The organism is Salinihabitans flavidus (assembly GCF_900110425.1).
Taxonomy (GTDB): Bacteria; Pseudomonadota; Alphaproteobacteria; order Rhodobacterales; family Rhodobacteraceae; genus Salinihabitans; species Salinihabitans flavidus.
In genome coordinates this window covers 50,818-70,286 of the sequence record NZ_FODS01000015.1, presented here as the reverse complement: position 1 = coordinate 70,286, position 19,469 = coordinate 50,818, and the positions used below count along the sequence as shown (strand labels likewise).

Annotated in this window: 24 protein-coding genes; 9 read left to right on the top strand and 15 right to left on the bottom strand. The window is 64.9% G+C overall.

Translation table 11 applies throughout. The annotated features are described in order from the left end of the window. Positions 1-2 precede the first annotated feature (2 nt). The 3 genes from BMW66_RS12685 to BMW66_RS12675 are packed head-to-tail and all read right to left on the bottom strand — an operon-like array spanning position 3 to position 2,823. Positions 3-1,076: a head maturation protease, ClpP-related gene (locus BMW66_RS12685; protein ID WP_175483241.1), complete on the bottom strand. Its 1,074-nt coding sequence runs from the start codon at positions 1,074-1,076 to the stop codon at positions 3-5. A gap of 4 nt (positions 1,077-1,080) precedes the next feature. Further along, complete coding sequence (locus tag BMW66_RS12680) at positions 1,081-2,604, bottom strand: phage portal protein (protein ID WP_245729475.1); 1,524 nt, start codon at positions 2,602-2,604, stop codon at positions 1,081-1,083. Between the two features lie 3 nt (positions 2,605-2,607). Beyond that, entirely contained in the window at positions 2,608-2,823 is a 216-nt protein-coding gene (locus BMW66_RS12675; protein WP_093119037.1) for a phage head-tail joining protein, read from the bottom strand. An 87-nt stretch (positions 2,824-2,910) separates the two neighbouring features. Here BMW66_RS12675 and BMW66_RS12670 point away from each other — a divergent pair, with 87 nt between their 5' ends. Continuing rightward, a complete protein-coding gene (locus tag BMW66_RS12670) occupies positions 2,911-3,786 on the top strand; it encodes a lysophospholipid acyltransferase family protein (protein WP_093119035.1) in 876 nt (291 codons plus the stop codon). 128 nt (positions 3,787-3,914) lie between these two features. Then, positions 3,915-4,808 carry a DUF1186 domain-containing protein gene (locus tag BMW66_RS12665; RefSeq protein WP_093119119.1) on the top strand — a complete coding sequence of 298 codons (894 nt, stop codon included), beginning with the start codon at positions 3,915-3,917 and terminating at the stop codon, positions 4,806-4,808. A 9-nt stretch (positions 4,809-4,817) separates the two neighbouring features. On the opposite strand, the gene BMW66_RS12660 is transcribed toward BMW66_RS12665, so the two are convergent. Beyond that, the gene (locus BMW66_RS12660) at positions 4,818-6,803 is read right to left on the bottom strand and encodes a phage terminase large subunit family protein (protein ID WP_175483240.1); all 1,986 of its coding nucleotides are present in this window, start codon (positions 6,801-6,803) and stop codon (positions 4,818-4,820) included. After that, complete coding sequence (locus tag BMW66_RS12655) at positions 6,751-7,353, bottom strand: hypothetical protein (RefSeq protein ID WP_093119032.1); 603 nt, start codon at positions 7,351-7,353, stop codon at positions 6,751-6,753. Before BMW66_RS12655 ends, BMW66_RS12660 begins: the two co-directional genes overlap by 53 nt. 112 nt (positions 7,354-7,465) lie before the next feature. On the opposite strand from BMW66_RS12655, the gene BMW66_RS12650 reads away from it, so the two are divergent. The 4 genes from BMW66_RS12650 to BMW66_RS12635 all read left to right on the top strand — a co-directional run bounded on the left by BMW66_RS12650 (position 7,466) and on the right by BMW66_RS12635 (position 9,789). Further along, the gene (locus BMW66_RS12650) at positions 7,466-7,813 is read left to right on the top strand and encodes a hypothetical protein (RefSeq protein WP_093119030.1); all 348 of its coding nucleotides are present in this window, start codon (positions 7,466-7,468) and stop codon (positions 7,811-7,813) included. Between the two features lie 54 nt (positions 7,814-7,867). After that, complete coding sequence (locus BMW66_RS12645; protein WP_093119028.1) at positions 7,868-8,269, top strand: hypothetical protein; 402 nt, start codon at positions 7,868-7,870, stop codon at positions 8,267-8,269. 96 nt (positions 8,270-8,365) lie between these two features. Further along, on the top strand, positions 8,366-8,893 hold the full coding sequence (locus tag BMW66_RS12640) for a DUF3489 domain-containing protein (RefSeq protein ID WP_093119026.1): 528 nt from the start codon (positions 8,366-8,368) through the stop codon (positions 8,891-8,893). Between the two features lie 50 nt (positions 8,894-8,943). Continuing rightward, complete coding sequence (locus tag BMW66_RS12635) at positions 8,944-9,789, top strand: DUF429 domain-containing protein (protein ID WP_093119024.1); 846 nt, start codon at positions 8,944-8,946, stop codon at positions 9,787-9,789. On the opposite strand, the gene BMW66_RS12630 is transcribed toward BMW66_RS12635, so the two are convergent. Continuing rightward, the gene (locus tag BMW66_RS12630; RefSeq protein ID WP_093119022.1) at positions 9,786-10,004 is read right to left on the bottom strand and encodes a DUF7220 family protein; all 219 of its coding nucleotides are present in this window, start codon (positions 10,002-10,004) and stop codon (positions 9,786-9,788) included. The two genes, BMW66_RS12635 and BMW66_RS12630, sit on opposite strands and share 4 nt — an antisense overlap. A gap of 116 nt (positions 10,005-10,120) precedes the next feature. Here BMW66_RS12630 and BMW66_RS12625 point away from each other — a divergent pair, with 116 nt between their 5' ends. From BMW66_RS12625 to BMW66_RS12615, 3 genes are read left to right on the top strand one after another with little or no spacing between them, the layout of a single operon-like run. Next, entirely contained in the window at positions 10,121-10,576 is a 456-nt protein-coding gene (locus BMW66_RS12625; protein WP_139196175.1) for a hypothetical protein, read from the top strand. Beyond that, the gene (locus tag BMW66_RS12620) at positions 10,576-10,989 is read left to right on the top strand and encodes a hypothetical protein (protein ID WP_093119018.1); all 414 of its coding nucleotides are present in this window, start codon (positions 10,576-10,578) and stop codon (positions 10,987-10,989) included. Before BMW66_RS12625 ends, BMW66_RS12620 begins: the two co-directional genes overlap by 1 nt. Before the next feature lies 1 nt (position 10,990). Further along, positions 10,991-11,182: a hypothetical protein gene (locus BMW66_RS12615; protein WP_093119016.1), complete on the top strand. Its 192-nt coding sequence runs from the start codon at positions 10,991-10,993 to the stop codon at positions 11,180-11,182. A gap of 40 nt (positions 11,183-11,222) precedes the next feature. Here BMW66_RS12615 and BMW66_RS20350 read toward each other — a convergent pair whose 3' ends face one another. The 9 genes from BMW66_RS20350 to BMW66_RS12575 form a co-directional block, all read right to left on the bottom strand. After that, entirely contained in the window at positions 11,223-11,363 is a 141-nt protein-coding gene (locus BMW66_RS20350; protein ID WP_175483239.1) for a hypothetical protein, read from the bottom strand. Continuing rightward, on the bottom strand, positions 11,363-12,682 hold the full coding sequence (locus BMW66_RS12610; protein ID WP_093119014.1) for a site-specific DNA-methyltransferase: 1,320 nt from the start codon (positions 12,680-12,682) through the stop codon (positions 11,363-11,365). The genes BMW66_RS20350 and BMW66_RS12610 overlap by 1 nt, the downstream gene beginning before the upstream one ends. 31 nt (positions 12,683-12,713) lie before the next feature. Continuing rightward, a complete protein-coding gene (locus BMW66_RS12605) occupies positions 12,714-13,595 on the bottom strand; it encodes a DMT family transporter (protein WP_093119013.1) in 882 nt (293 codons plus the stop codon). A 609-nt stretch (positions 13,596-14,204) separates the two neighbouring features. Further along, complete coding sequence (locus tag BMW66_RS12600) at positions 14,205-14,651, bottom strand: DUF6362 family protein (protein WP_093119012.1); 447 nt, start codon at positions 14,649-14,651, stop codon at positions 14,205-14,207. Continuing rightward, on the bottom strand, positions 14,644-14,853 hold the full coding sequence (locus BMW66_RS12595) for a hypothetical protein (protein ID WP_425441325.1): 210 nt from the start codon (positions 14,851-14,853) through the stop codon (positions 14,644-14,646). Before BMW66_RS12595 ends, BMW66_RS12600 begins: the two co-directional genes overlap by 8 nt. Beyond that, on the bottom strand, positions 14,850-15,386 hold the full coding sequence (locus tag BMW66_RS12590) for a crossover junction endodeoxyribonuclease RuvC (protein WP_175483238.1): 537 nt from the start codon (positions 15,384-15,386) through the stop codon (positions 14,850-14,852). Before BMW66_RS12590 ends, BMW66_RS12595 begins: the two co-directional genes overlap by 4 nt. A gap of 410 nt (positions 15,387-15,796) precedes the next feature. After that, positions 15,797-18,154, bottom strand: a complete 2,358-nt coding sequence (locus tag BMW66_RS12585) for an AAA family ATPase (RefSeq protein WP_093119115.1) — start codon at positions 18,152-18,154, stop codon at positions 15,797-15,799. A gap of 53 nt (positions 18,155-18,207) precedes the next feature. Next, positions 18,208-19,074 carry a hypothetical protein gene (locus tag BMW66_RS12580; protein WP_245729474.1) on the bottom strand — a complete coding sequence of 289 codons (867 nt, stop codon included), beginning with the start codon at positions 19,072-19,074 and terminating at the stop codon, positions 18,208-18,210. Next, positions 19,074-19,274: a DUF6511 domain-containing protein gene (locus tag BMW66_RS12575; protein ID WP_093119011.1), complete on the bottom strand. Its 201-nt coding sequence runs from the start codon at positions 19,272-19,274 to the stop codon at positions 19,074-19,076. Before BMW66_RS12575 ends, BMW66_RS12580 begins: the two co-directional genes overlap by 1 nt. Between the last annotated feature and the right edge of the window lie 195 nt (positions 19,275-19,469).

Below are 19,469 nucleotides of genomic sequence, written 5' to 3'. Positions count from 1 at the left end.
GTTTATCCCTTCAGTTTGAATGCCTGGGCGATGACATCGCCCCAGGGGCGCGTGGTCTCGCTGCGCCCGGGTTGCGGGTGATGCGGGGTGATCTCCGGCGCGGCCTCGGCCCGCGCGTCCAGAAGGCCTGCACGCACGGCATCCAGGCTGGCGTCCTCCTCGAGAAACCGGCCGGCCATCTGCGGCTGGCCTGCCAGGCGGCACAAATCGATCACGGCGCGGGCGTGGGCAATGGCCTCGGCGCGGATCGCGCTGGCGTCGGGAGGTGCGCTGGCGTCGGGAGGTGCGTTGGCGACTGCAACGCAGCTCTCCGCCCCGCTCGATTGGGTGTTCCCGTCTGCAACACCCGGCGCGCCCGCCGCCTGCGGCCCCGCACCCGCGGCGGGGTCAACATCGTTGGCGTCTCCAACGATGTCCCCCGCTGTGGATGCCGGGGCTTCCGGCTCGACGGCCTCCACCGGTTGGACCGGCTCGACCGGTTCGACCGCCTCAACCAGTTCGGGCGGCGCATTGCGGAACCGCCCGATATCGAAGGCGGCGGCGATGCGCACGGGCTCTGCCAGGCGCGTGGCAAGGCCTGCGTCGAGCGCGTCCGCCGCATCAAACCAGGTCTCGGCCGCCAGCAGGGCGGCGATCTCATCCTCCGACTTGCCGGACTTGGCCGCATAGCCGCGCGTCATGCTGGCCGCGATCTTGTCCAGCGTCCCGGCCATGTCGCGCATGTCCGCCGCGGTGCCCATGACGAGGCCGGAGGGGTCATGGATCATCATGAAGGCGTTTTCCGGCATAACAATCTCGTCGCCCGCCATCGCAATGTAACTCGCAGCCGAGGCCGCAATCCCGTCGATCCAGACCGTGACCGTGCCGCTGTGGCGGCTCAGCGCATTGTAAATGGCGACGGCGTCAAAAACCGAGCCGCCGGGGCTGTTAAGGCGCAGGTCGATGGGGGCCACATCCGGCAGTGCGCCGAGCTCGGCCAGAAAGCCCTTGGCGCTGACGCCATAGGCGCCGATCTCGTCATAGATCAGCACCTCCGCGCCGGTGTCCCGGGCGCGGATCGTGTACCAGCTGTTCATGGTTCTACTCCTGTGTGGTGGCGCGGCCGGTCGCGGCCGCATCCTCGCCATTGTTGCCACCGGCGCCGTCACCCGGATCCGGTCGCGTGGCCGGCGTCGCGCGGGCACCCTGCGTCTCGCCCGGGCTGGTGCGGTAACGCAGCCCGAGCCCCTCGGCGCGCGCCGTATCCACCGCGTTCTCGCGGTCGACTTCCTCGACGTCGTAACCGGTGGCCTCGACCACCTTGCGCCGCGAGGTGATGCCCGCCTCCATCGCCAGCACCTGAGCCTGGATATCCTTGAGGGGATCGACCCAGTCCCAGCGGGGCGGGATCCATTGCACCATGCGCGCGGATGCCGGGTCGGGCAGATCCAGCCTGCCGGCCAGCTGCGCGGTCTCCAGCCAGCGCGCCCAAACGGGGCGGCAGAGCTGATGCGCGATGACGCCGTGCTGCAATTGCTGCACGCGGCGGCGAAATTCCACCAGTTCGGCGCGCAGGCTGGAATAGTTGGCCTGACGCACATCGCCGGTCACCAGGTGATAGGGCAGCCCCAGCGAGGCCGAGACCGCGAGCAGCGTGCGGTACTGGAACGCCTCGTACCCTCCGCCCACGTCGGCCGGTGCCGAGAACTTCACATCCTCGCCGGGCAGCAGCACCTGCATGGTGCCGGGCTCGAGGCTGGCGATGGCGGCGCCGTCGAGGTCCGCCTCCTCCTCGCCCATCATCGGGTCTTCCGGCGCGGTCTTGGTGATGAAGCCCGCGAACATCGCCGCCGTCTTCTTGCGGTCCAGTTCGGCGTCGTCATACTGATCGAGCAAAAACAGCCGCACCATGGCGGGCGCCACATGCGGCAGGCCGCGGATCTGCCCCGCATCGAGGGGGCGGTAGATGTGCAGCACATCCTCGGCGGGCACGCGCACCGTTTCCGGCACGGCGACACGCTGATCGGTGCTGTCGCCCGGATGGTTGCGGCGAAAATGATAGGCCACGCGCCGCCCGATCAGGTCGAACTCGATGCCACAGCGGATGCGGTTGCCATTGGCGGCCGTGCCCGTCTTCTCGAAGGGCAGCATCTCGGATTGCAGCAACTGCATCTGCAGCGGGACCAAAAGCCCGTCCTCGGCCCGGCGTGGGCGCATCCGGACAAAACACTCGCCCGCGACGAACATCTCCCGCGCCACCATGGCCTGCAGCCCGTAGAAATCCGTCAACCCATCGGCATCCGCCTCATCTGTCCACGCAAGCCACAGTTGCTGGACCCGATCCCGCAGGTCGGCGTCGTCAATCAGCGAGGAAGGTTTGATCCCGTCGCCCACCACGTTCGCGGCAAAAGCCTCGCAGGCATTGGCCGCATAGCCGTTGGTGACGACTAGTTCCCGAGCCCGGGCCAGCAGTTTCGGGCCGCCCGAGGCGACCAGCGTGTTGATGTTCTCCAGCGGCGGGTTCCAGCCGCGCAACCGGCGTTTGGACATCGCGCCCTCGAGCCGGGCACGCACGCCGGACGGGCCGCCCCGGTTGGGGCGGCGAAACCGATCGAACAGCCCCATGGATCACAGCCCCTTCGCGGTGGTCACGCGCACGTGGCGCACGATGCGCCGCCCCTCGAGGGCCGCGATCTCGCGGTCCAGCGCCTCGATCGCCCGATCGATCTCGGCCACGCTGCGATAGTCCACCGTCTTGCCGTCATAGCTGACACGCGCCACGCCCGAGGATCGTTGGGCTGAAAGAGCGTCGCGGCGGGTGCGGAGGGTTGCGGGTGTGGGCATGTTTGCGTCTCCGCGCGATCAGAAAAATGTCAGGCCGGTCGGCGATTGGCGGTTGGTCCGGCATCGAAATGCACACATATTGCATGCATGATCTCCGACTTCTTCGCCTCGCTATGGCATCGCGCCCAGTACATCCCCCTGTGGTCCGCGCTGTCAGCGACCCGCCTGCGCAGCCTCGATCATCGCGCACGACTTTTCGGAGGGATGGTCGGCCTTGCGATGCGCTGGTTTCCGCCCGCGCGCTGGCGCTTCGACCGCGAAGTGCTGCGCGTGTTTCCCGACATGCCGCGCGGGCAGCGCGCCGCCCTGCGGCGCGAAATGGGCCGCAACATGGGCCGCACCCTGTTCGAGATCCTCCGCAGCGCGGAGTTCCAGTCGAGACCGGACCGCTTTCATGTCTCCGGTCCCGGATTGGCCGCCCTGGAAAGGGCGCGCGCCGCCGGCAAGGGGGCGATCGTCGTGTCGGGGCATTTCGGCCAGTGGGACGCGGTGCGCGCCGTCCTCAAGGCGCGCGGAATGGAGACCGGCGCGGTTTATCGCAAGCAGAAGAACCGCTTTTACCAGCGCGGGTTCCTGGCCGGCATCGAAGAGGGCGGTCGGCCCGTCATCGCGACGGGGCGGTCCGGCACGATGGAGCTGGTGCGCCATCTGCGTCGGGGCGGCTTTCTGGCCATCATGCTCGACGAGAAATATGCCGAAGGGGAACGCGTGCCGTTCCTCGGCCTGCCGGCGCTGACCTCGACGGCGCCTGCAGCCCTGGCGCTGAAGTACGACCTCCCGCTTGTTCCCGCCTACGGGACGCGCCGGCCGGACGGTTCGGAATTCGACGTCGAGTTCGAAGCGCCCATCCCGCATTCCGATCCCCTAACGATGACGAAAGCCGTCAATGACAGCCTGTCAGCCCGCATTCTCGAAAATCCGGGGCAGTGGTACTGGCTCCTGCGCCGATGGGATGGCGCCTGAAGCTGCCAGCTGGTGCGCCAAAAGCGCGTCGCGGCGAGTGCGAAGGCCCGCGATTGTTGGCATCTGGATTGACCTGGTCTGACAAAACGGTTCACTCGGGGTAACAACTGACGATCAGGAGCGACTCGATGACCCCGTCCGAGATCATGCATGACCTTGCGCGCGACGATATTTTCCCCAAAGCAGCCATGGCGGCCGCGCGCACTGAGCGCGAGACCATGGCTCCGGTCTTTATCGATCTTGTCGACCGCCTTGGCGCCCAGCCGATTTCGGCCATGAAGGACCACGAGGTGACTGCTCTCATTCCGATCTTTCACCTGCTGGGTGAATGGCAGGACACCCGCGCCTATCGCCCCCTTCTTCAAATGCTGCGTCAACCCACCGATAGCCTTGATTTTCTTTTGGGCGATGCCCTGACCGAGACCAGCTTTCGCGTTGTGGCCGGGACATTCGACGGTGATTTGCAACCGCTGTTCGAGTTCGTTGACGACCCAAAGGCGGATGAATTTGCGCGCAGTTCAATGATGGATTGCTTGGTGCTGATTACACAGCTGCACCCCGAGCGGCGCACAGAAATCGCTGATTATTTCCGTAACTTTCGTCGCCGTTTTTCCGAGGAGAACAGCGACCTGCTGCTCGGCTGGATGGATGGCATCGCTGACCTTGGCCTTGAGGATATGGCCGATGAAATCCGCGCAGTGTTCGATGCCGGGCTGATCCCGAAGGACTACTGCGATGCAAGTGATATCCTCGATGACTTGAAGGCCTCAGCTGCAGCGGGCGGTGTGCCAGTGAATGTGCGGTATCAGAAATCCCTGATCCTTGATGCCATCGAGGAATTGTCGAAATGGCACTGCTATTCCGATGCGTTCTTCGAGGAAATGAAAAGGCAAAAGGCCAGAAACGTGCTCCACACGCCTTCCTCGACCGAGTCATTCATGCATGAGACAGCCCCGGTCGGTCGCAACGACCCCTGCCCTTGCGGCAGCGGCAGGAAGTTCAAGAAGTGCTGCCTGCACTGATCAGACCAATCACCCCATGTAGGTCGACCGCATTGTCCGCCGCCGCGCTGATGGGCGCGAGGGTGTGACGGCTGGCGTGTCCTGTGTGGACGTACTCGTTTCCACGGCCAGCTGCCGCTCCAGCTCCTGCCATCGGGCGTCCGACCAGCGGTCGGCCCCGGCAATCCACGCGGCCGCTCGGGCATAGACCCGGCAGTCCAGCGCCTCGTTGCGCTCGCGCAGCTTCTGCCATTCGAGCTTCGAAAACCCGCGCTTGGTGCGCACGGTCACCAACTGCTCGGCCGTCAGCTGTTTGAGCCATTCGCCGTCGGCCCATGAGGGCAGATGCACCGTTCCCGCCGGAAACGATGCACCGGCCGTGATCTCCTCGGGTGTTGGCCGCTCTTGCCGCAGGAAGCGATAGGTCTCGGCCTTGAAGGTCGAGGTCGCCACGGACCACAGCCGCGCCCCGCGGCGCAGCCGCTTGCCCGCGACGGTGGCATCGACATAGGTCGGCCCCGTCACCGGGCTGGCGCGGTTGAAGCCTTCGAGCCCCTTGACCGGGGCCACTTGCGCAAACCCCACCTGCCGCGCCCAGCCATAGACGGCGCTGGTCTCATAGCCGGTGTCGATGGCCAGCTTCGCGATGGTCAGGTGCTGGCCGCTCTCGTGCGCCCATGTCCGCCCCAGCAGGTCGGTCAGCGTCTGCCAGCAACCCGGATCGCCGGGACCACCGTCGATGACAACATGATCGACCAGCCAGCTTTGCAGTCCCCTGCCCCAGGCCCAGACATCGATCTCGATCCGGTCCTTCTGCACATCAGCCCCGGCGGTCAGGAACAGCCCACCCGCAGGCACGGTGCCCGCTTTCCAGTCTTCCCGTCGCTCGGCCAACCGCTGCCAGTCGGGCGCCTCGCCGGTCTCGAACCAGGTCTCGCCAAGGATCGTGTTGCGAAACGCCCGCATGGCCTCGTCATTGCCCTGTGCCGCCTCCCACGCGCGCGCAATCCGCGCCCATGAAAGCCAGCCGATCGGCGAGTAGAGCGCCGAGAGGTGATACCCCACCGTGTGCGGGTCTTCCGACTCTGCCGTCGCGCGCCAGTCGCCCGCCGCCAGCATCGTCGTCTTGTGGTGCTCGGCGATTGCGGCGTCGCAACCCTCGCAGTGATACGTTGCCGTGTCTGGTTGGCCCTTCTCCCATCGCAGCCGCTCGAAGCGCAGCCATTGCGCGTATCCGCAGTGTGGGCACGGCACGTGATAGCGCCGCTGGTCGCTGGCCTCGAACTCCCGCTCGATGCGGCTCAGCCCCCGGATCGTGGGCGTCGAGATCAACAACGCCTTGCGCCGATGGGCGAAGGTCAGCGAGCGCGCTTCGGCCAGGCTGACCGGATCGCCTTCCTCGTCGGCCGAGGCCGGATAGGCATCGACCTCGTCGAGAAACAGGTACCGCGCCGGGGTCGAGCGCAGCCCCACCGCCGAGTTGGCCCCGGTCATGATCAGGATGCCGCCCGCGAACTCCTTGGACAGCATCGTGTTGCCCGCGTCGCGCGCGCGCGCCGGTTTGACCCGGTCGCGCAGTTCCGGGCTTTCCTCGATCAGCGGATCGATCCGCTGGCGCGAGTTGCGTTTGGCCAGTTCTACCGTCGGCTGGACGGCCAGCATCGGCCCCGGCGCGTGGTGCATGACAAACCCGATGAAGCAGTTGCCCGCTTCCGTGGCGCCAACCTGCGCGGCCTTCATGAACACCACCCGCTGTACCGGGCTGACCGGCGAGAGCGCATCCATGATCTCGCGCATGTAGGGCGTGCGCGCGGTCTTGTAGCGCCCGGGTTCCGCCGAGGCACGCGATGACAGCCAGCGATGCCGGTCCGCCCATTCCGACACCGTGAGGTCCGGGTCGGGCCGGATGCCGCGCGACCAGGCGCGCAGCAGGTCCGTCGCGCCATCAAAGCCTGCGACACCCTCATCCAAGGCCGCTGCGGATATCGGCGAGGCTGTCGAGTTGGGCGCGGACATGGGCTTCCAGAACCTTCTGCATCACCGCCGCCTCCACCGTGATCCCCTCTCCCAGGGCGGCTGCCAGTTCCGAGGCCATGAGGGCTGCCACGCGCGCGGGCCAGGTCACCCAGGCATCGCGTTCCTCGCGCGCCAGCCGGAAGATCAGCGTTTCCGCGCGCGCCTTGTCGACCAGCTCGCCTTTCAGCTTTTGCAACCGGATGCGGCGCTCCTGCGCCTTCATCGTCTCGTTGGCGGTCTTGGCCTGCAGGTAGGTCATGCCGCCACTGGGCGCGGGCGCCGGCATGCCCTGTTCGCGCAGTGTATCGCTCACGGCGCTGACGGCGGCCTCGGGGACCGGCTTCAGCTTTGCTTTGGGCGCCGCGGGCGCCTTGGGCGCGGCGCGGGATTTCGACGGATCGGTCGTTTCAGCACGACGTTTGTCGGACGCCTCCGCGTCGATGCTGCCATCAGCGTGCAGCACCAGCCGCCCGGCATCCTTGGCCTTCTGGATCGCTCCGCGCGACAGGCCGACGCGCGCGGCATACTGGCGTTCGCTCAGCCCGTCCATCCCGCGCTCCGATTATCATTCCAAATCATGTGCTTATTGAGTTGATAAGCTTCCGCGCCGGAGCGAACCTCGATCCACAAGGACGATGCAACTCACCACACGGAGCCACACCATGACCAACCCCGCCGCAAACCTGATCGCCGACTTCCGCGCCACCGCCGACGAGATCGAAAGCCTCCTCGCCCCCAGCGGCTGCACGACCATCGCCGCGCACAACTGGATCGTGATCGACGACTTTGCCCCGATGACCTTCATCCTCACACCCGAGGGCGACAAGCACTGCGCCACCTGCACGGGCCATGGCCGCGCGCACAAGGTCAACCGCTTCACGCAGCATGACGCCGAGCGTCTCGCTGAAGCTTGCAGCGCCCGCGCCGCTTTCTGGGCCGACGCCGCCCGCGAGGAAGCCGCGACCCTGCGCCACCACATCGCCACGCTGGAAGCCGCCAGCGCCGCCTGAGCCACACGCGCGGGGCCCGCGGGCCTCGCCACCACACGCGAAAGGAGCCACGCCATGACCACGCATCCCATCCTGCCCAGCCGCAACGAAGACCACGGCTTCTTCGGCACCCTGACCAGCTGCCCACTGCGCGATCGCCGCAGCGCCGAGGTCTGGACACTGGCCTCGACCCAGATCGCCGCCACCATCGGCGCCGACAGCGAGGACGAGATGATCGGCATCCGCGACTTTCTCGACAGCCGCATGGGCCGTTACTTCTCCGACGACGTCATCGGCAACATGACGGACTGCGGCATCGACAGCGAGACCGCCCTCAAATCCGCCATCCGCACATGGCAGGACTGGCGCATCAGCCGCCGGACCGAGCGCGAGGACGGCATTCCCGAGGGACTGCCGTACCTCACTGGCTGGGTTCAGCACTTCGCGGTGATGGCCAGCATGGAAGCCGCTGACTGAACCGCGCCATCCCTCAACGGCCAGCCCGCCCATGTGGCCGGCTTGTCTCGGTAGAAGGCATCGCATCCCGCGTTGCTCGCAAACCGGAGCCCATCCATGACCCAGATCCAGCTATCCGACGCCCAATCCGTCATCCTGTCCGCCGCCTGCGCGCGCGACGATGGAGCCGTGTTTCCCGTCACCACCAGCCTCAAGGGCGGCGCCGTCGGCAATGTCTGCAAGAGCCTCCTGAAGCATGGGTTGGTCGAAGAGATTGAAGCGACCGATCTGAACACCGTCTGGCGGCACGATGAAGAGCGCGGACCGATCACCCTGTGCGCCACCCCGCTGGCCTACAAAACCCTCGGGATATCGGACGCGCCCGACGCGCAGGACGACGACCAGCCGGAGCCCGAGGCCACACCGCAGCCCGTGCGCCGCCGCAGCGGGACCAAGCAGGACGCGCTGATCGAGATGCTCCGCGCCGAGGGCGGCGCGACCATCGACGAGATTGTCGCCGAAACGAGATGGCAGCCGCACACCGTCAGAGGCGCCATGTCCGGAGCGCTGAAGAAGAAGCTCAGCCTCGAAGTTACCTCCGAGAAGGTCGAGGGCCGCGGAAGGGTGTACAAGCTAAACAAGTAAGCGACTGCATTTCTTGCATCCTTTGACTATGCTGCTTTGCGGAGGACCACATGGAATTCGTGAACCCGCAAAGCAGCACGGTCATTTTCGGTTTCGACTCGGCGTGGACCGATGCCCCGAAGGCGCCGGGCGCGATCTGTGCCGTGGCGTTTGATGACCACGGCCAAGTCCAGTTCCACGAACCGCGGCTGGTCTCGTTCGCGCAGGCTCTCATTTTTATCGACGAGCTCCGCAAGGCTTTCGCCGTCAGCCTCGTTGCACTTGATCAGCCCACGGTCGTGCCCAATGCCGCGGGCAGCCGCCCGGTGGACAAAGTCGCTGCGTCCCTCGTTTCTTTTGTCGGCGGTGGCGTTCAGCCAGCCAACCGCAGCAAGATCGGCATGTTCTGCGACGACTCGCCGATTTGGTCTTTCATTTCCGGTCTCGACGCGACAGAGGATCCTATTCAGGCGCGGACTGCGTCTGCTGGCCACTTCCTTATCGAAGTATTCCCCGCGCTGGCTCTTCCCGCGCTCGACGACGGCTTTGCTCAGCGGCTCCGTGCTCCGAAGTACAATCCGCAGAACCGGAAGAAATTCCGCTTGGAAGATTGGCAGGCGGTGGCCCGCGTGGTCGAGCGTTCAGCCGAGCGTTTCAATGTGCTGGGCCTTGCCGAATGGGCCCATCTGATGCGCAACGCCGCTCAACCTCGGAAGTCCGATCAGGACAAGCTTGATGCTGCCCTCTGCGCGCTGATTGGTGTCTACTGGCGAGCGGGCCCCGCTGCCCATTCGGCATTGCTGGGCGACGTTGATCACGGCTACATCGTTACGCCGATCTCAGACGCGACGTGGCCTCGACTCCAGCAGGCAGCAATCCGGCGCGGTGTGCCGACGTCGCAGGTTGTAGATCCCTAATTTCTCACCCGGATCGCCTCGAACAGCCGCCGCAGGGCGAAGGAACGCGCGATCGACACGACGGTGAAGATGGCGCCCATCTTCAGGTTCTGCGCCAGCGTCGTGTGCAGCCCGAAGACCGGGAAGATCAGGATCTGCGTGACGACGGCAACGCCGTAGCCGACGACCACGTTGGCGACGGATTCGGCCAGCGACATGAGGCGGGACTGCTTCATGCCTTTACTCAACGACTGCAAAGGCTTGTGGGCGTCGCAGGATTGTGCGCACTGTCTTGGAAAGTTCGAGCTTCGCGCGTCCGACGAAAGAGCGACTCGGCAACATAAGGAGTTTTGTGTTTCTCATGGTCTTATCGAAGTTTTTTCGACAAAAGCCTTCAATTGTATTTTCCCTCGATGACGCCGCAAGTTTCTTGCGTGCCCAAGGCTTTGCAGTGGAGCCCATGGAAGAGCGAATGATGGGTGACACGCCCATGCAGCGCTACAGGGTTCGTCGTGGAACCTCTGCCTTCATACTCACATCAGATGGGCGTGTTCTGACTTTCCTGTCCGCCGTCAAGCTTGGTGACGGATGGACCGACATGGACATCCTGAAGTGGAACACCAAGAAATCCTACATGACATTCACATATTCTCCCGAAGGCAATATGGCCATTCTGAAGCATCACTGCTTCATTTCCGGCGGGCTTCCTGCGAAGACGCTTCATCGTCTCGCAGAAATTTGGGTCGCTTTCCTGCCAAAATTCCTGACCGAAATGAGCCTGTCAGAATCTGACGTGGTGAGGATGTAATGGGCGAAACAACGATTATCTCATCCAATCTAAATGAAATCCTATTTGTCGTTCGCGGCATTTACCCCAAAGCATCTACAGAAAACTTTAAGGGATTGACCAAAGCCATAAAGGTCGAAATCGAGGATGGCGCCTATGCGTTCAATATCTTCCTCGATCATGCCGGTGAAACACTGACCCTGTATGGGGAGGTTGGTTACCCTTATGCAGGATTTGCAACAGCTGCCGGACACTGGAATGCGCATGAGACAATAGGTCCATTACTGACTTTAAACGATGGCTATGCGTTGCGATTTGACGTCAACATCTCTCATGGCGTTACAGAGGCCTCGCTTCAAGACATTCTCAAGGCTTATCTGCAAGCCTTCCGAAAACTAATCGCTCACAGAGTAAATGGGCAGGAAGGGCACTAAATTGACCATCATCGGCGTCATCATTTTCTTTATCGGCTGGATTTACGCCATGGGGCAGTTCGGCTTTTTCCTCGGGTTGGGGCTCGGCTGGATTCCTGCTCTTTTCGTTGCGTGGATATTGGACTTCGTGATCGTAATAGCCTTTGGGCTTATCGGCGTGTCGATTGGTGCAGTGGTAGGGAAGCGAAAGTAATTCCAGACCTTCGGCTCGCCTAGCCTGGCGATGCGACACCTCAAGTTGTTCCTGCATCGTCGGGCTCCACCTCGAGAGTGGAGCGCTCGTCCACGTCGCCAGCAGGCAAGAGCCCGACCGCGATCAGTTCCCGCAGCCATGCGCAGGCCGCGGGATCGGCATCGTTGTAGTAGTCCGCCATCACGCAGCGGCTTCGGCGTCGTTGCCCAGCCGCTCGGCTCTCACCTGCGCGAAGGTCCGGCCATCGCCGTCGAGGATTGCGTCCCCGCCCGTCTCCGCGTGCCAGCGCTCCACGGCGACATCGACATAAGCCGGGCTGATCTCCATCGCAAAGACGCGGCGGCCATTGGCCTCGCCCGCCATGATCTGCGAGCCGGAACCAGCGAACGGCTCGTAGCAAACACCGCCGCGCGCCACGTGCTGGCGCATCGGGATGCCGAACGCGTCGAGCGGTTTCGGCGTCGGGTGGTCCGGGCGCTCGTCCTTTGTGAAGCTGGGCATCTCCCAGGTCGAGGGCAGCGTCTGCTCGGCCACCTTCGGCGGGCGGTTCGGCCTGCGCCAGCCCATGAAGCAGGGCTCGTGTTTCCAGAGGTAATGCGACCGGGTCAGGACGCCGCGGTCCTTCACCCAGATGATCTGCTGATGCACGAAGGCCCCGGCCTTTTCCCAGCAGGCCTCCAGCATCGCCTGGCGGCGCGAGGCGTGCCAGCAATACCACGCGGCATCCTCGGTGATCGCCTCGGCCACAGCCGCGGAAATGAACCCGTCGTAGAGCTCCGCGCCCTGCGAACTGTCGTCCCAGGTATTGCCGTAGCTTTGCGACCAGTCCTTATTGCGCGTCGGATGGTTCGAGCCGTCGTAATCCACCAGATAGGGCGGGTCGGTCGCGAACAGCACCGCGCGCTCGCCATTCATCAGGCGGCGGACATCCTCGTGGGATGTGCTGTCGCCGCAGAGCAGCCGGTGATCGCCGAGAATCCACAGATCGCCGGTGCGCGACGCCGGATTGCGCGGCGGTTCGGGGATGACCACCGGCGGCGCGGAGCCACCGTCGCCGCCCGCCTCCTCGTCGCTGTCCGCGACATAGGCCAGCAGCTTGTCCAGTTCACCGTCGGAAAACCCCACGAGCGACAGGTCGAAATCCTCGGCCAGCAACTCGTTGAGTTCCGCAGACAGCAGCGCCTCGTCCCAGGTACCAAGTTCGGTGAGTTTATTGTCTGCGATCCGATACGCCCGCCGCTGCGCCTCGGTCAGGTGGCCCAGCACGATGACCGGCGCTTCGGTCAGCCCCAGCTGCGTCGCGGCCAGCACGCGGCCGTGGCCCGCGATCAGTTCGCCGTCCTCGGCGACGAGGCAGGGCACGGTCCAGCCGAATTCGGCCATGCTGGCGGCAAGCTTGGCAACCTGATCCGCGCCGTGCTGCTTGGCGTTCTTGGCATATGGCTGGAGCTCGGCAAGGGGCCACTGCTTGATCCGCTCGGGGGCGAAAGCGAGGGTCATTGCCCCAGCCCTCCGCCTTGCACGCAGCCGCTCACCGTGGCGAAGCGGCCTCCCGCAGGACGATGATGATGCCGCTCATAACGATGATCAGGGCTCCCACGATGGTCCAGAAGGCCAGCAGGTCGCCCCAGATCAGCCAACCCAGTAGCGTGGCCCAGATCAGCGCCGTATAGTCGAAAGGTGCGACCACCGCGGCTGGCGCCAGTCGGAACGCCTGTCCGATCAGCGTTATCCCGAGGCTCCCCAGAATCGCGATGGCGACGAACAGCCACAGGTCGCCGGCCTGTATCGGCGACCAGGCCCACAGCGCGAAGGGCGCGGCGTAGATCATCGGGAACAGCGCGACGAACAGCATCATCGTCCAGAGACCCTCGCCCGGACTGATCCATCGAGCGGAAATCATGAACAGCGCATAGAGGAGCGCCGCCCCCACCGGCAGCAGCGACGCCGCCTGGAACCCGGCCGCGCCCGGCTGCACCACGATCAGCACGCCGACGAAGCCCAGCAGGACAGCCCCCCAGCGCCGCCAGCCCACCGCCTCGCCCAGCAGCGGCACCGAAAGCGCTGTGATGAAAATCGGGGCCGAGAAGATCAGCGTCGTCGCCTCGGCCAGCGGCATGAAGCTCAGACTGATGAAATAGAGATAGGCGCCGAGCAGCATCAGCAGCCCACGTGCCGCGTGCAGCCCAAGGTGCCGCGTACGCAGGGCATGCGGTCCCCGCAGGATCAGCACTGCCGCGGCGATCATCGGCACCGCGATCAGGTTGCGCAGGAAGATGATCTGCACCGGGTCGTAGCGGTCCGTGAGCACCTTGACGATGGCGTCGTTCGCCACCAGAAACGCCACGCCCGCGCAGATCGTGAGGATCCCGCGGGAAATCTGATTGGGCTCGGTCTGTGGCTCCACGCGCATGCACGATCTCTCTGGCAATCCCTGCCGGCCCGGCTACCAGATGTGCCGGAGGGTTGCGAGTGACGGCAGATAACATGGGGTTGCTCTCCTGGTTGTCGATGAGTGCAGTTCGGCGGCGTCGGACGCGACGGGCATCACCGCGGTCGGCAGCAAGCGCCGGGGTGGACTCCACCGGCGCGGAATCCAGTGGACTCCCACGGCTCAGGTATCCACCCGGAGTCCACCTTCCAAGCGTCTGTTATTGCGTGGTTATTTCTGGTTTCAGGGGTGGACCCCGACCGGGGTGGACTCCCAAAAAAACCGCTCTGACGCTAGCGAAATTGCGCGCCTCGCCCCCCAGCATACGTTTCGGCCCGAAAAGGAACCGTACAACCCAAGATTTGCGGCTGGGCGGAGACAGTTTTTCCGGTCAAGCGGTGGGTGTTTGCTCTGTTTCGAGCTGTCTCGCCTTTCAACCTCGTCTGCCCGCCGAACTGGCGTGCGGCTGGATCCCGGAATCCAGCGGTGCAAGCCATCATCCCGCCGGTCACGTCTCGTGCGATCATACCCTGTTTGTAGGCCTCAAAGCCGATCCGTGAAACCCTCTCGGATGTCTCTCCGAAAATTCCCTCACAGGATGATTTTCCTTGACAGCCGGTCGGCGTTCTCGACCACGAAGCGCCGCGATCGCTTCGACGACGGCACGCGCCCATTGAGCCGCCAGGTGATCAACGCGACGCCGTATTGCCAGTGGCGATTGGCCGCCGGGCGGCTCAACCCGATCTCCCAGGTGATCTTCTTCCAGGGCTTGCGGTTGGCGCGCAGCCAGACGATCCGGGCGTCGCCCTTCTCCAGCCAACGCAGCCAGAGCATGGCCTCTTCGGCCTGCGTGATCATGCGCGCGCTGGGTCGCGGACGTTTCATCTCGGGCTCCTGGCCCACGTGATCGGCGAAGCTGTGGAGATACTCGGGCCAGGCGTTGAAATACCCGGTGGGCTTCACCGCGGGCAATTGTGCAAACACGTCCGCCGCGAGCTCCAGCCGGTCCTGTACGCGCCCTGTGGTCCAGTCAGTCATGGCGCACCTCCCGGACGGCGGGGAGCTTGCCGTACAGACGCTCGCCAAGCTGCCGCACCAGTTCCCGCTCTGGCCAGGTGAGCCGATGGTCATCGAGCGAGACCGCCAGCATGTGCTGCTCATGCCAGCCGTCGCGCTTGACCTGCTCGGGGTCGCGGCGGTGGCCGCCATACCCCTTCGGGGCGAACCGCATGCCGCTCATGCCACACCTCCCTGCGTTTCGATGGCCCAGAGCAGGATGGCGATGGCATCGGCCTCGTTGTCGTCAGCGGGCGAGAACCCGCGGCTGCGCGCCGCGTCGATCATCGCCTGCTTGTTGGCGTTGCCCTTGCCGGTAGCGTGGCGCTTGATGGTGCCGACGGGCACGCCCTCGTACGGCACGCCACGCAGTTCCGCCCACGCGGTCAGCGTGGCCATGAGCCCTCCGTAGACGTGGCTGGCGTCGGTCCCTGCGTGCCGCCGGACTTCCTCAAACCAGATGGTGGCGATCGGCCCTGACAACTGGTCGAGTTCCGTCAGCCAGTTGGTGAACCGCAGGTAGCGCATGCCGCCACCGTCGTAGCGGCCAGGCTTGAAGCTGGCAGTGCCGCTGGTGATCAGGCCATCATAGCCACGAATGGCCCAGCCGGTGGTGGTGCCCAGATCAAGGGCGAGGATGGTGCGATCGGCCGCGGACGGGATGTGCGTTTCGGGGGTTGCGCCGGCTGCGGCGCTGGCGAGAGTCGTATCAGCCATGAGTGGTCTCCTCTTCTGGTGGGCTGCTCGGGTGGAAGACGACGGCGGTTGATGCTTGGCGGTACCGGCCGCCGTCGTCGGATGGTTCTCAGGGCAAGACTGCGGCCCAAGAAATCGTCCAGGGGTAGGTGGTGGCCTCCCCCGCCTTGAGCGGGGAGGACACCTACCCCTTAGGGTAGAAAATTCCGTGTTCTGCGTTCTGGCGTAAGAGCCTGAAACTAAATCGGAAATTCCAGAACGCGGATGAGCAAATGGAATGCAGCGGTCTGTGTTCTGCGTTCTGGCGCAACCCGTTGATTTCGCTTTTAGAATTCCAGAACGCAGAACACGGCGCTCCAGAACACGGGCTGTGTTCTGGCCAGAACACGGATCTTCCGTGTTCTGGAACAGGCGCGTTTCGGATGCCGGATTCATGTGTCATCCCCGTCCTGATCGACCCAGACTTCCGGGTTCTCGACCGGCAAGAGAGCTCCGGATTGCGGGCACATGTAGTCGGACGGAAGCACCCGGACGAAGGCCGGGCTCACCTCACCGGTCTCGCTGTCGACCAATTCCCGGTCGGTGCGAAGTCGCATGTCCCTGACGCAGAGATATCCGAACTTGGATCGGTCCCGCTTGAGACCGAGCTCCCTGACCTGTTCACCTCGCACGAACTTCACGTAGCCCTTGGTGGCAAGCACATGCAGGCGTTCGCGGATGCTTGTCTGGCCGCCGAGGCTGCCCTTGTTCTCGAACTTGGCCGCGAACTGGCTCAGCGTGAACATCTTTCCCTGTTCAGCCTGCTCGCTGACAAGATGGACGATCACACCACCCTTTCGATCCCGCTCAGCGTCGTGTTTGGCACCGGCCTCCGCCCGAACCAGCCGCTCGTTCATCGGGTTGATCTCGACCCATTCGCCGCCGCGCTTGTCGATGAGCTTGGGCTCGAGCGCCGGGCCATTGCGCAACTCGATCTCTAGCTTGCGCTCCGACGCATCCTCGTCGGGGCGGTGCAGGATCAGGCCGGTTGTGTAAAAGCCGCGCAGCGCGCTGGCGCCCGACAGGGCCAGAAACGGATCCTCCTTGACCTGGTGCTTGGAAAGCTTGCGCGTGTGGTGGACGAGGATCACCCCACACTCGGGATCGATATGATCGCGCAGCACCTCCACCCGGTGCTTGAGGAAAAACATCACGGCGGTGTTGTCGTTCTCGCCGCCGCCGTCGGGGCCGCCATCGAAGAGGTTGCGGATCGGGTCGACGCAAATGATGTCCGGCGGTGCCTCCGGAAAGGCGGTCTGGATCGCGCGCGCGGCCTGCACGCTGCCCTCGTCGTCGAGCAGCAGCTTCAGTTTTGGCGTGGCCACGAATGTGTCGCGCGCCGCGGCGAGTATCTCGGGCGGCAGGGCGATCTGGCGCAGGCGCTCGCGCAGGTAGTGGTACTGGATCTCGGCTTGCAGATAGAAGATGCGCAACGGGCGCGGCGGCGTGAAGCCGAGGAACGGCTGACCGGCGGCCATGTGCACAAGCCAGGAGATCAGCAGATCGCTCTTGCCGACCTTGGGCGCGCCGCCCAGCACCAGCAGACCACCGGGCGTGAGCACGCGCGGGGCGATGATATCCGCGGGCATCGGGCTGGTGTCGTCGAGCAGCGCGCCGAGGCTGAAGGCGGGCAGCTCGTCCGGTGACGGCGCGCCGCTGTCGAGCCGCACCAGCGGGGGGCCATTCTTCTCGACATGCAGCGCCCACAGCCGCTCGGACTCGCGTTTGAGCCGTTCCACGGACCACTCAGGGCGCAGCATGGCCGCGTTGTAGCCGCAGATACCTTCCCAGCCCGCGTCCTTCGACAGGCGGCCCTCATGGACCATGCGGATGAAATGGCCGATCGCGGCCGAGGCTCCTTCGAAGCGCGACCAGTCATCGGCGGCGCCCTCGCGCACCGGGGTGACCAGCACCTCGTCGACGGCGGGTTTGTCGGGATGGGCGAACTCGGGCTGCAGCGACACGCCCGGCGCAGGCGGCATTTCGGTGACGGCCTCGATGAACTCGGCCAGATCGCGCTCATGATCGGCGTTCATCTCGACGATGCGCACCTGCGTCTTGAGGTTGTTTTTGTAATAGACCGAGCCCGCCACCCGGATCGGCTGGTGCGCCGAGCGGAAATGCATGTCGCCGCCGGCCTTGGCCGCGATGCCGCCGCGCAGGCGGGTCACGCGGGCTATGTCGCTGCCCTCGGCGGGCTCGGTCAGCTTCCACCAGACATGGGCCTTGCGCTGGCCCTCGGGCGTCACCCCGCCGCTTTCCACGACCATGGTGGGCGCGCCAAGGTGGCGTTCGAGATGGGCGCGTTTGGCTGCGATATCGCCGGTATCGAGATCAACCACCACAGTCTGCATCTGCAGGATTTCCGCCGCGCGGGCCTGGCCGGGCTCGGCCACGGTGCCGGGGATTACATAGACCGCCGCGCCCTCGCGCGCGGCCCATGTCGCGAAGGTGGCCATCTTGTCGGCCACGGCGTCATCGGCATCGATCCAGATGTTGTGCGGGCGTCCATCGATGCCCTGGCCCTTGTCGATGAAGCTGCGCACCGGGATCAGCCCCTCCGAGTAGCCGAACACCACCTCCATGAACTGCGCGATCTGCTCAGGGTCAGGCTCGTCGCCGAACACATCGATCTCGGGGGCCGCGTCGTTGAAATCGCGCCAGGGGTTGAAATGAACCAGGTTTTCCTTGGGCGCGCCCTCGTCGCAGTCCTTATCGCTCTCATTTTGGCGGTCGTCATCCTGCGCCATGTCGGCCTCCTTCCGCATGTCGCCTGTCTCGGGCGGATCCTCGGGAGTGTCGCTCATGGCGAGGGCTCCGCCCGTTCGCGGCTGAAACGCTCCCCGTTCGGCGGGGAATCGCGCCACTGGCGCCTTTCCTGCTCCGCCTCACCGTTTCCAGAGACGCCGCTCCCCCCCCAACAGCGCTCCGCCCACGGGCAGAAGCGGCACTCGAAGAAGTCGCGATTTTGCGCGACGCGCGGCAGCAATTCACCCGCATCCGTGGCTTGCAGAATGCGCACCCCGCGATCGGACATGCGCTGCGCAAGCGCGGCATCGAAAGGCACCTGCTCGTGGTGCAGCTCGGCCGTGTCCTTGTTGATCGCGGTGAAGACCGCGGGCGCGGCGGAAATGCCGGGCACCGAGGGCTCCATATACGCCTGGTAGACCGCGATCTGGGCGGCATAGACGGGCTTGGATTTGGTCACACCGTCCTTGACGCAGGCGCGCCAGTTCTTCGCGTTCATGGTCTTGCATTCCCAGAGCGCGGGAACGGCGAGACCAAAGCCTTCGGGTCCGGCGGCAACGATGCCATCGACATGGCCGCGGATACGCCCGCCCGCGATCGAGAAGCCGAATTGGCCGCCATCGGGGCGGTTGCCCTTGCGAGTGTAGAGATCGAACCCGGCCGCCCGCAGCCAGGCGACCGCCAGATCCTCGAGCACATGGCCGATGGCGAAGATGCGCAGAAGCTGGCCCGAAAACTCTTGGCCTTCGTCCTTGGGCGTGGCCGTGAACTCGAATTGCAGCGCGCGTTCGCAAGCCTGCCCAAGGCGAGAGCCGCCGAGGTAGTCACGGGGCGTTCTTGCCGCATTCTCGGCGGTCAGGGCCGCATCAATGGTCTCGTTGACCCGCTCGGCGAAGCTGGGGCGATGGTTGTAGTCCAGCATCAGAACGGGATCTCCGACTTCGCGGCGATCTCAGCCATGGCTTCACGAAATTCCTGCACCGCAGTTTCGATCAGCCAAAGCACCTGCACTTCCGTGAGCTCCGACAGACGGGTTTCCCAGCCATAGGTCTCCATCTGTCGCGCCACGGGCTTGAGGCTGCCCAAGATCGCCATGTGCTCTTCTTCGGTCAAATCGACCATGCTCAGTCCTCTCGATGCTTTACGGGTGAAGGCCGACTGGCACGGCATCGAGCAGAACCAGCGGTATGTGCGCTTTGCGCGGGGTTGGTGGGGATCGAACCAGCCAAAGCCGCGGGTGCGGGAGGTGCAGACGGCGCAGAGCGCGCCGCGCGAGTGCCAGAGCCGATCACGGCCCGATGGGTCCGCAGCCTCTGC

Bases quoted from the DNA above. Each gene is read 5' to 3' on its own strand.
- BMW66_RS20350 (WP_175483239.1), bottom strand. From the start codon at position 11,363: ATGGCGGACTACTACAACGATGCCGATCCCGCGGCCTGCGCATGGCTG.
- BMW66_RS12655 (WP_093119032.1), bottom strand. From the start codon at position 7,353: ATGGACGGGCTGAGCGAACGCCAGTATGCCGCGCGCGTCGGCCTGTCG.
- BMW66_RS12580 (WP_245729474.1), bottom strand. From the start codon at position 19,074: ATGCTGGACTACAACCATCGCCCCAGCTTCGCCGAGCGGGTCAACGAG.
- BMW66_RS12635 (WP_093119024.1), top strand. From the start codon at position 8,944: ATGGAATTCGTGAACCCGCAAAGCAGCACGGTCATTTTCGGTTTCGAC.
- BMW66_RS12630 (WP_093119022.1), bottom strand. From the start codon at position 10,004: ATGAAGCAGTCCCGCCTCATGTCGCTGGCCGAATCCGTCGCCAACGTG.
- BMW66_RS12585 (WP_093119115.1), bottom strand. From the start codon at position 18,154: ATGGCGCAGGATGACGACCGCCAAAATGAGAGCGATAAGGACTGCGAC.
- BMW66_RS12640 (WP_093119026.1), top strand. From the start codon at position 8,366: ATGACCCAGATCCAGCTATCCGACGCCCAATCCGTCATCCTGTCCGCC.
- BMW66_RS12600 (WP_093119012.1), bottom strand. From the start codon at position 14,651: ATGACTGACTGGACCACAGGGCGCGTACAGGACCGGCTGGAGCTCGCG.
- BMW66_RS12675 (WP_093119037.1), bottom strand. From the start codon at position 2,823: ATGCCCACACCCGCAACCCTCCGCACCCGCCGCGACGCTCTTTCAGCC.
- BMW66_RS12620 (WP_093119018.1), top strand. From the start codon at position 10,576: ATGGGCGAAACAACGATTATCTCATCCAATCTAAATGAAATCCTATTT.
- BMW66_RS12595 (WP_425441325.1), bottom strand. From the start codon at position 14,853: ATGAGCGGCATGCGGTTCGCCCCGAAGGGGTATGGCGGCCACCGCCGC.
- BMW66_RS12590 (WP_175483238.1), bottom strand. From the start codon at position 15,386: ATGGCTGATACGACTCTCGCCAGCGCCGCAGCCGGCGCAACCCCCGAA.
- BMW66_RS12685 (WP_175483241.1), bottom strand. From the start codon at position 1,076: ATGAACAGCTGGTACACGATCCGCGCCCGGGACACCGGCGCGGAGGTG.
- BMW66_RS12650 (WP_093119030.1), top strand. From the start codon at position 7,466: ATGACCAACCCCGCCGCAAACCTGATCGCCGACTTCCGCGCCACCGCC.
- BMW66_RS12680 (WP_245729475.1), bottom strand. From the start codon at position 2,604: ATGGGGCTGTTCGATCGGTTTCGCCGCCCCAACCGGGGCGGCCCGTCC.
- BMW66_RS12605 (WP_093119013.1), bottom strand. From the start codon at position 13,595: ATGCGCGTGGAGCCACAGACCGAGCCCAATCAGATTTCCCGCGGGATC.
- BMW66_RS12670 (WP_093119035.1), top strand. From the start codon at position 2,911: ATGATCTCCGACTTCTTCGCCTCGCTATGGCATCGCGCCCAGTACATC.
- BMW66_RS12645 (WP_093119028.1), top strand. From the start codon at position 7,868: ATGACCACGCATCCCATCCTGCCCAGCCGCAACGAAGACCACGGCTTC.
- BMW66_RS12575 (WP_093119011.1), bottom strand. From the start codon at position 19,274: ATGGTCGATTTGACCGAAGAAGAGCACATGGCGATCTTGGGCAGCCTC.
- BMW66_RS12665 (WP_093119119.1), top strand. From the start codon at position 3,915: ATGACCCCGTCCGAGATCATGCATGACCTTGCGCGCGACGATATTTTC.
- BMW66_RS12660 (WP_175483240.1), bottom strand. From the start codon at position 6,803: ATGTCCGCGCCCAACTCGACAGCCTCGCCGATATCCGCAGCGGCCTTG.
- BMW66_RS12610 (WP_093119014.1), bottom strand. From the start codon at position 12,682: ATGACCCTCGCTTTCGCCCCCGAGCGGATCAAGCAGTGGCCCCTTGCC.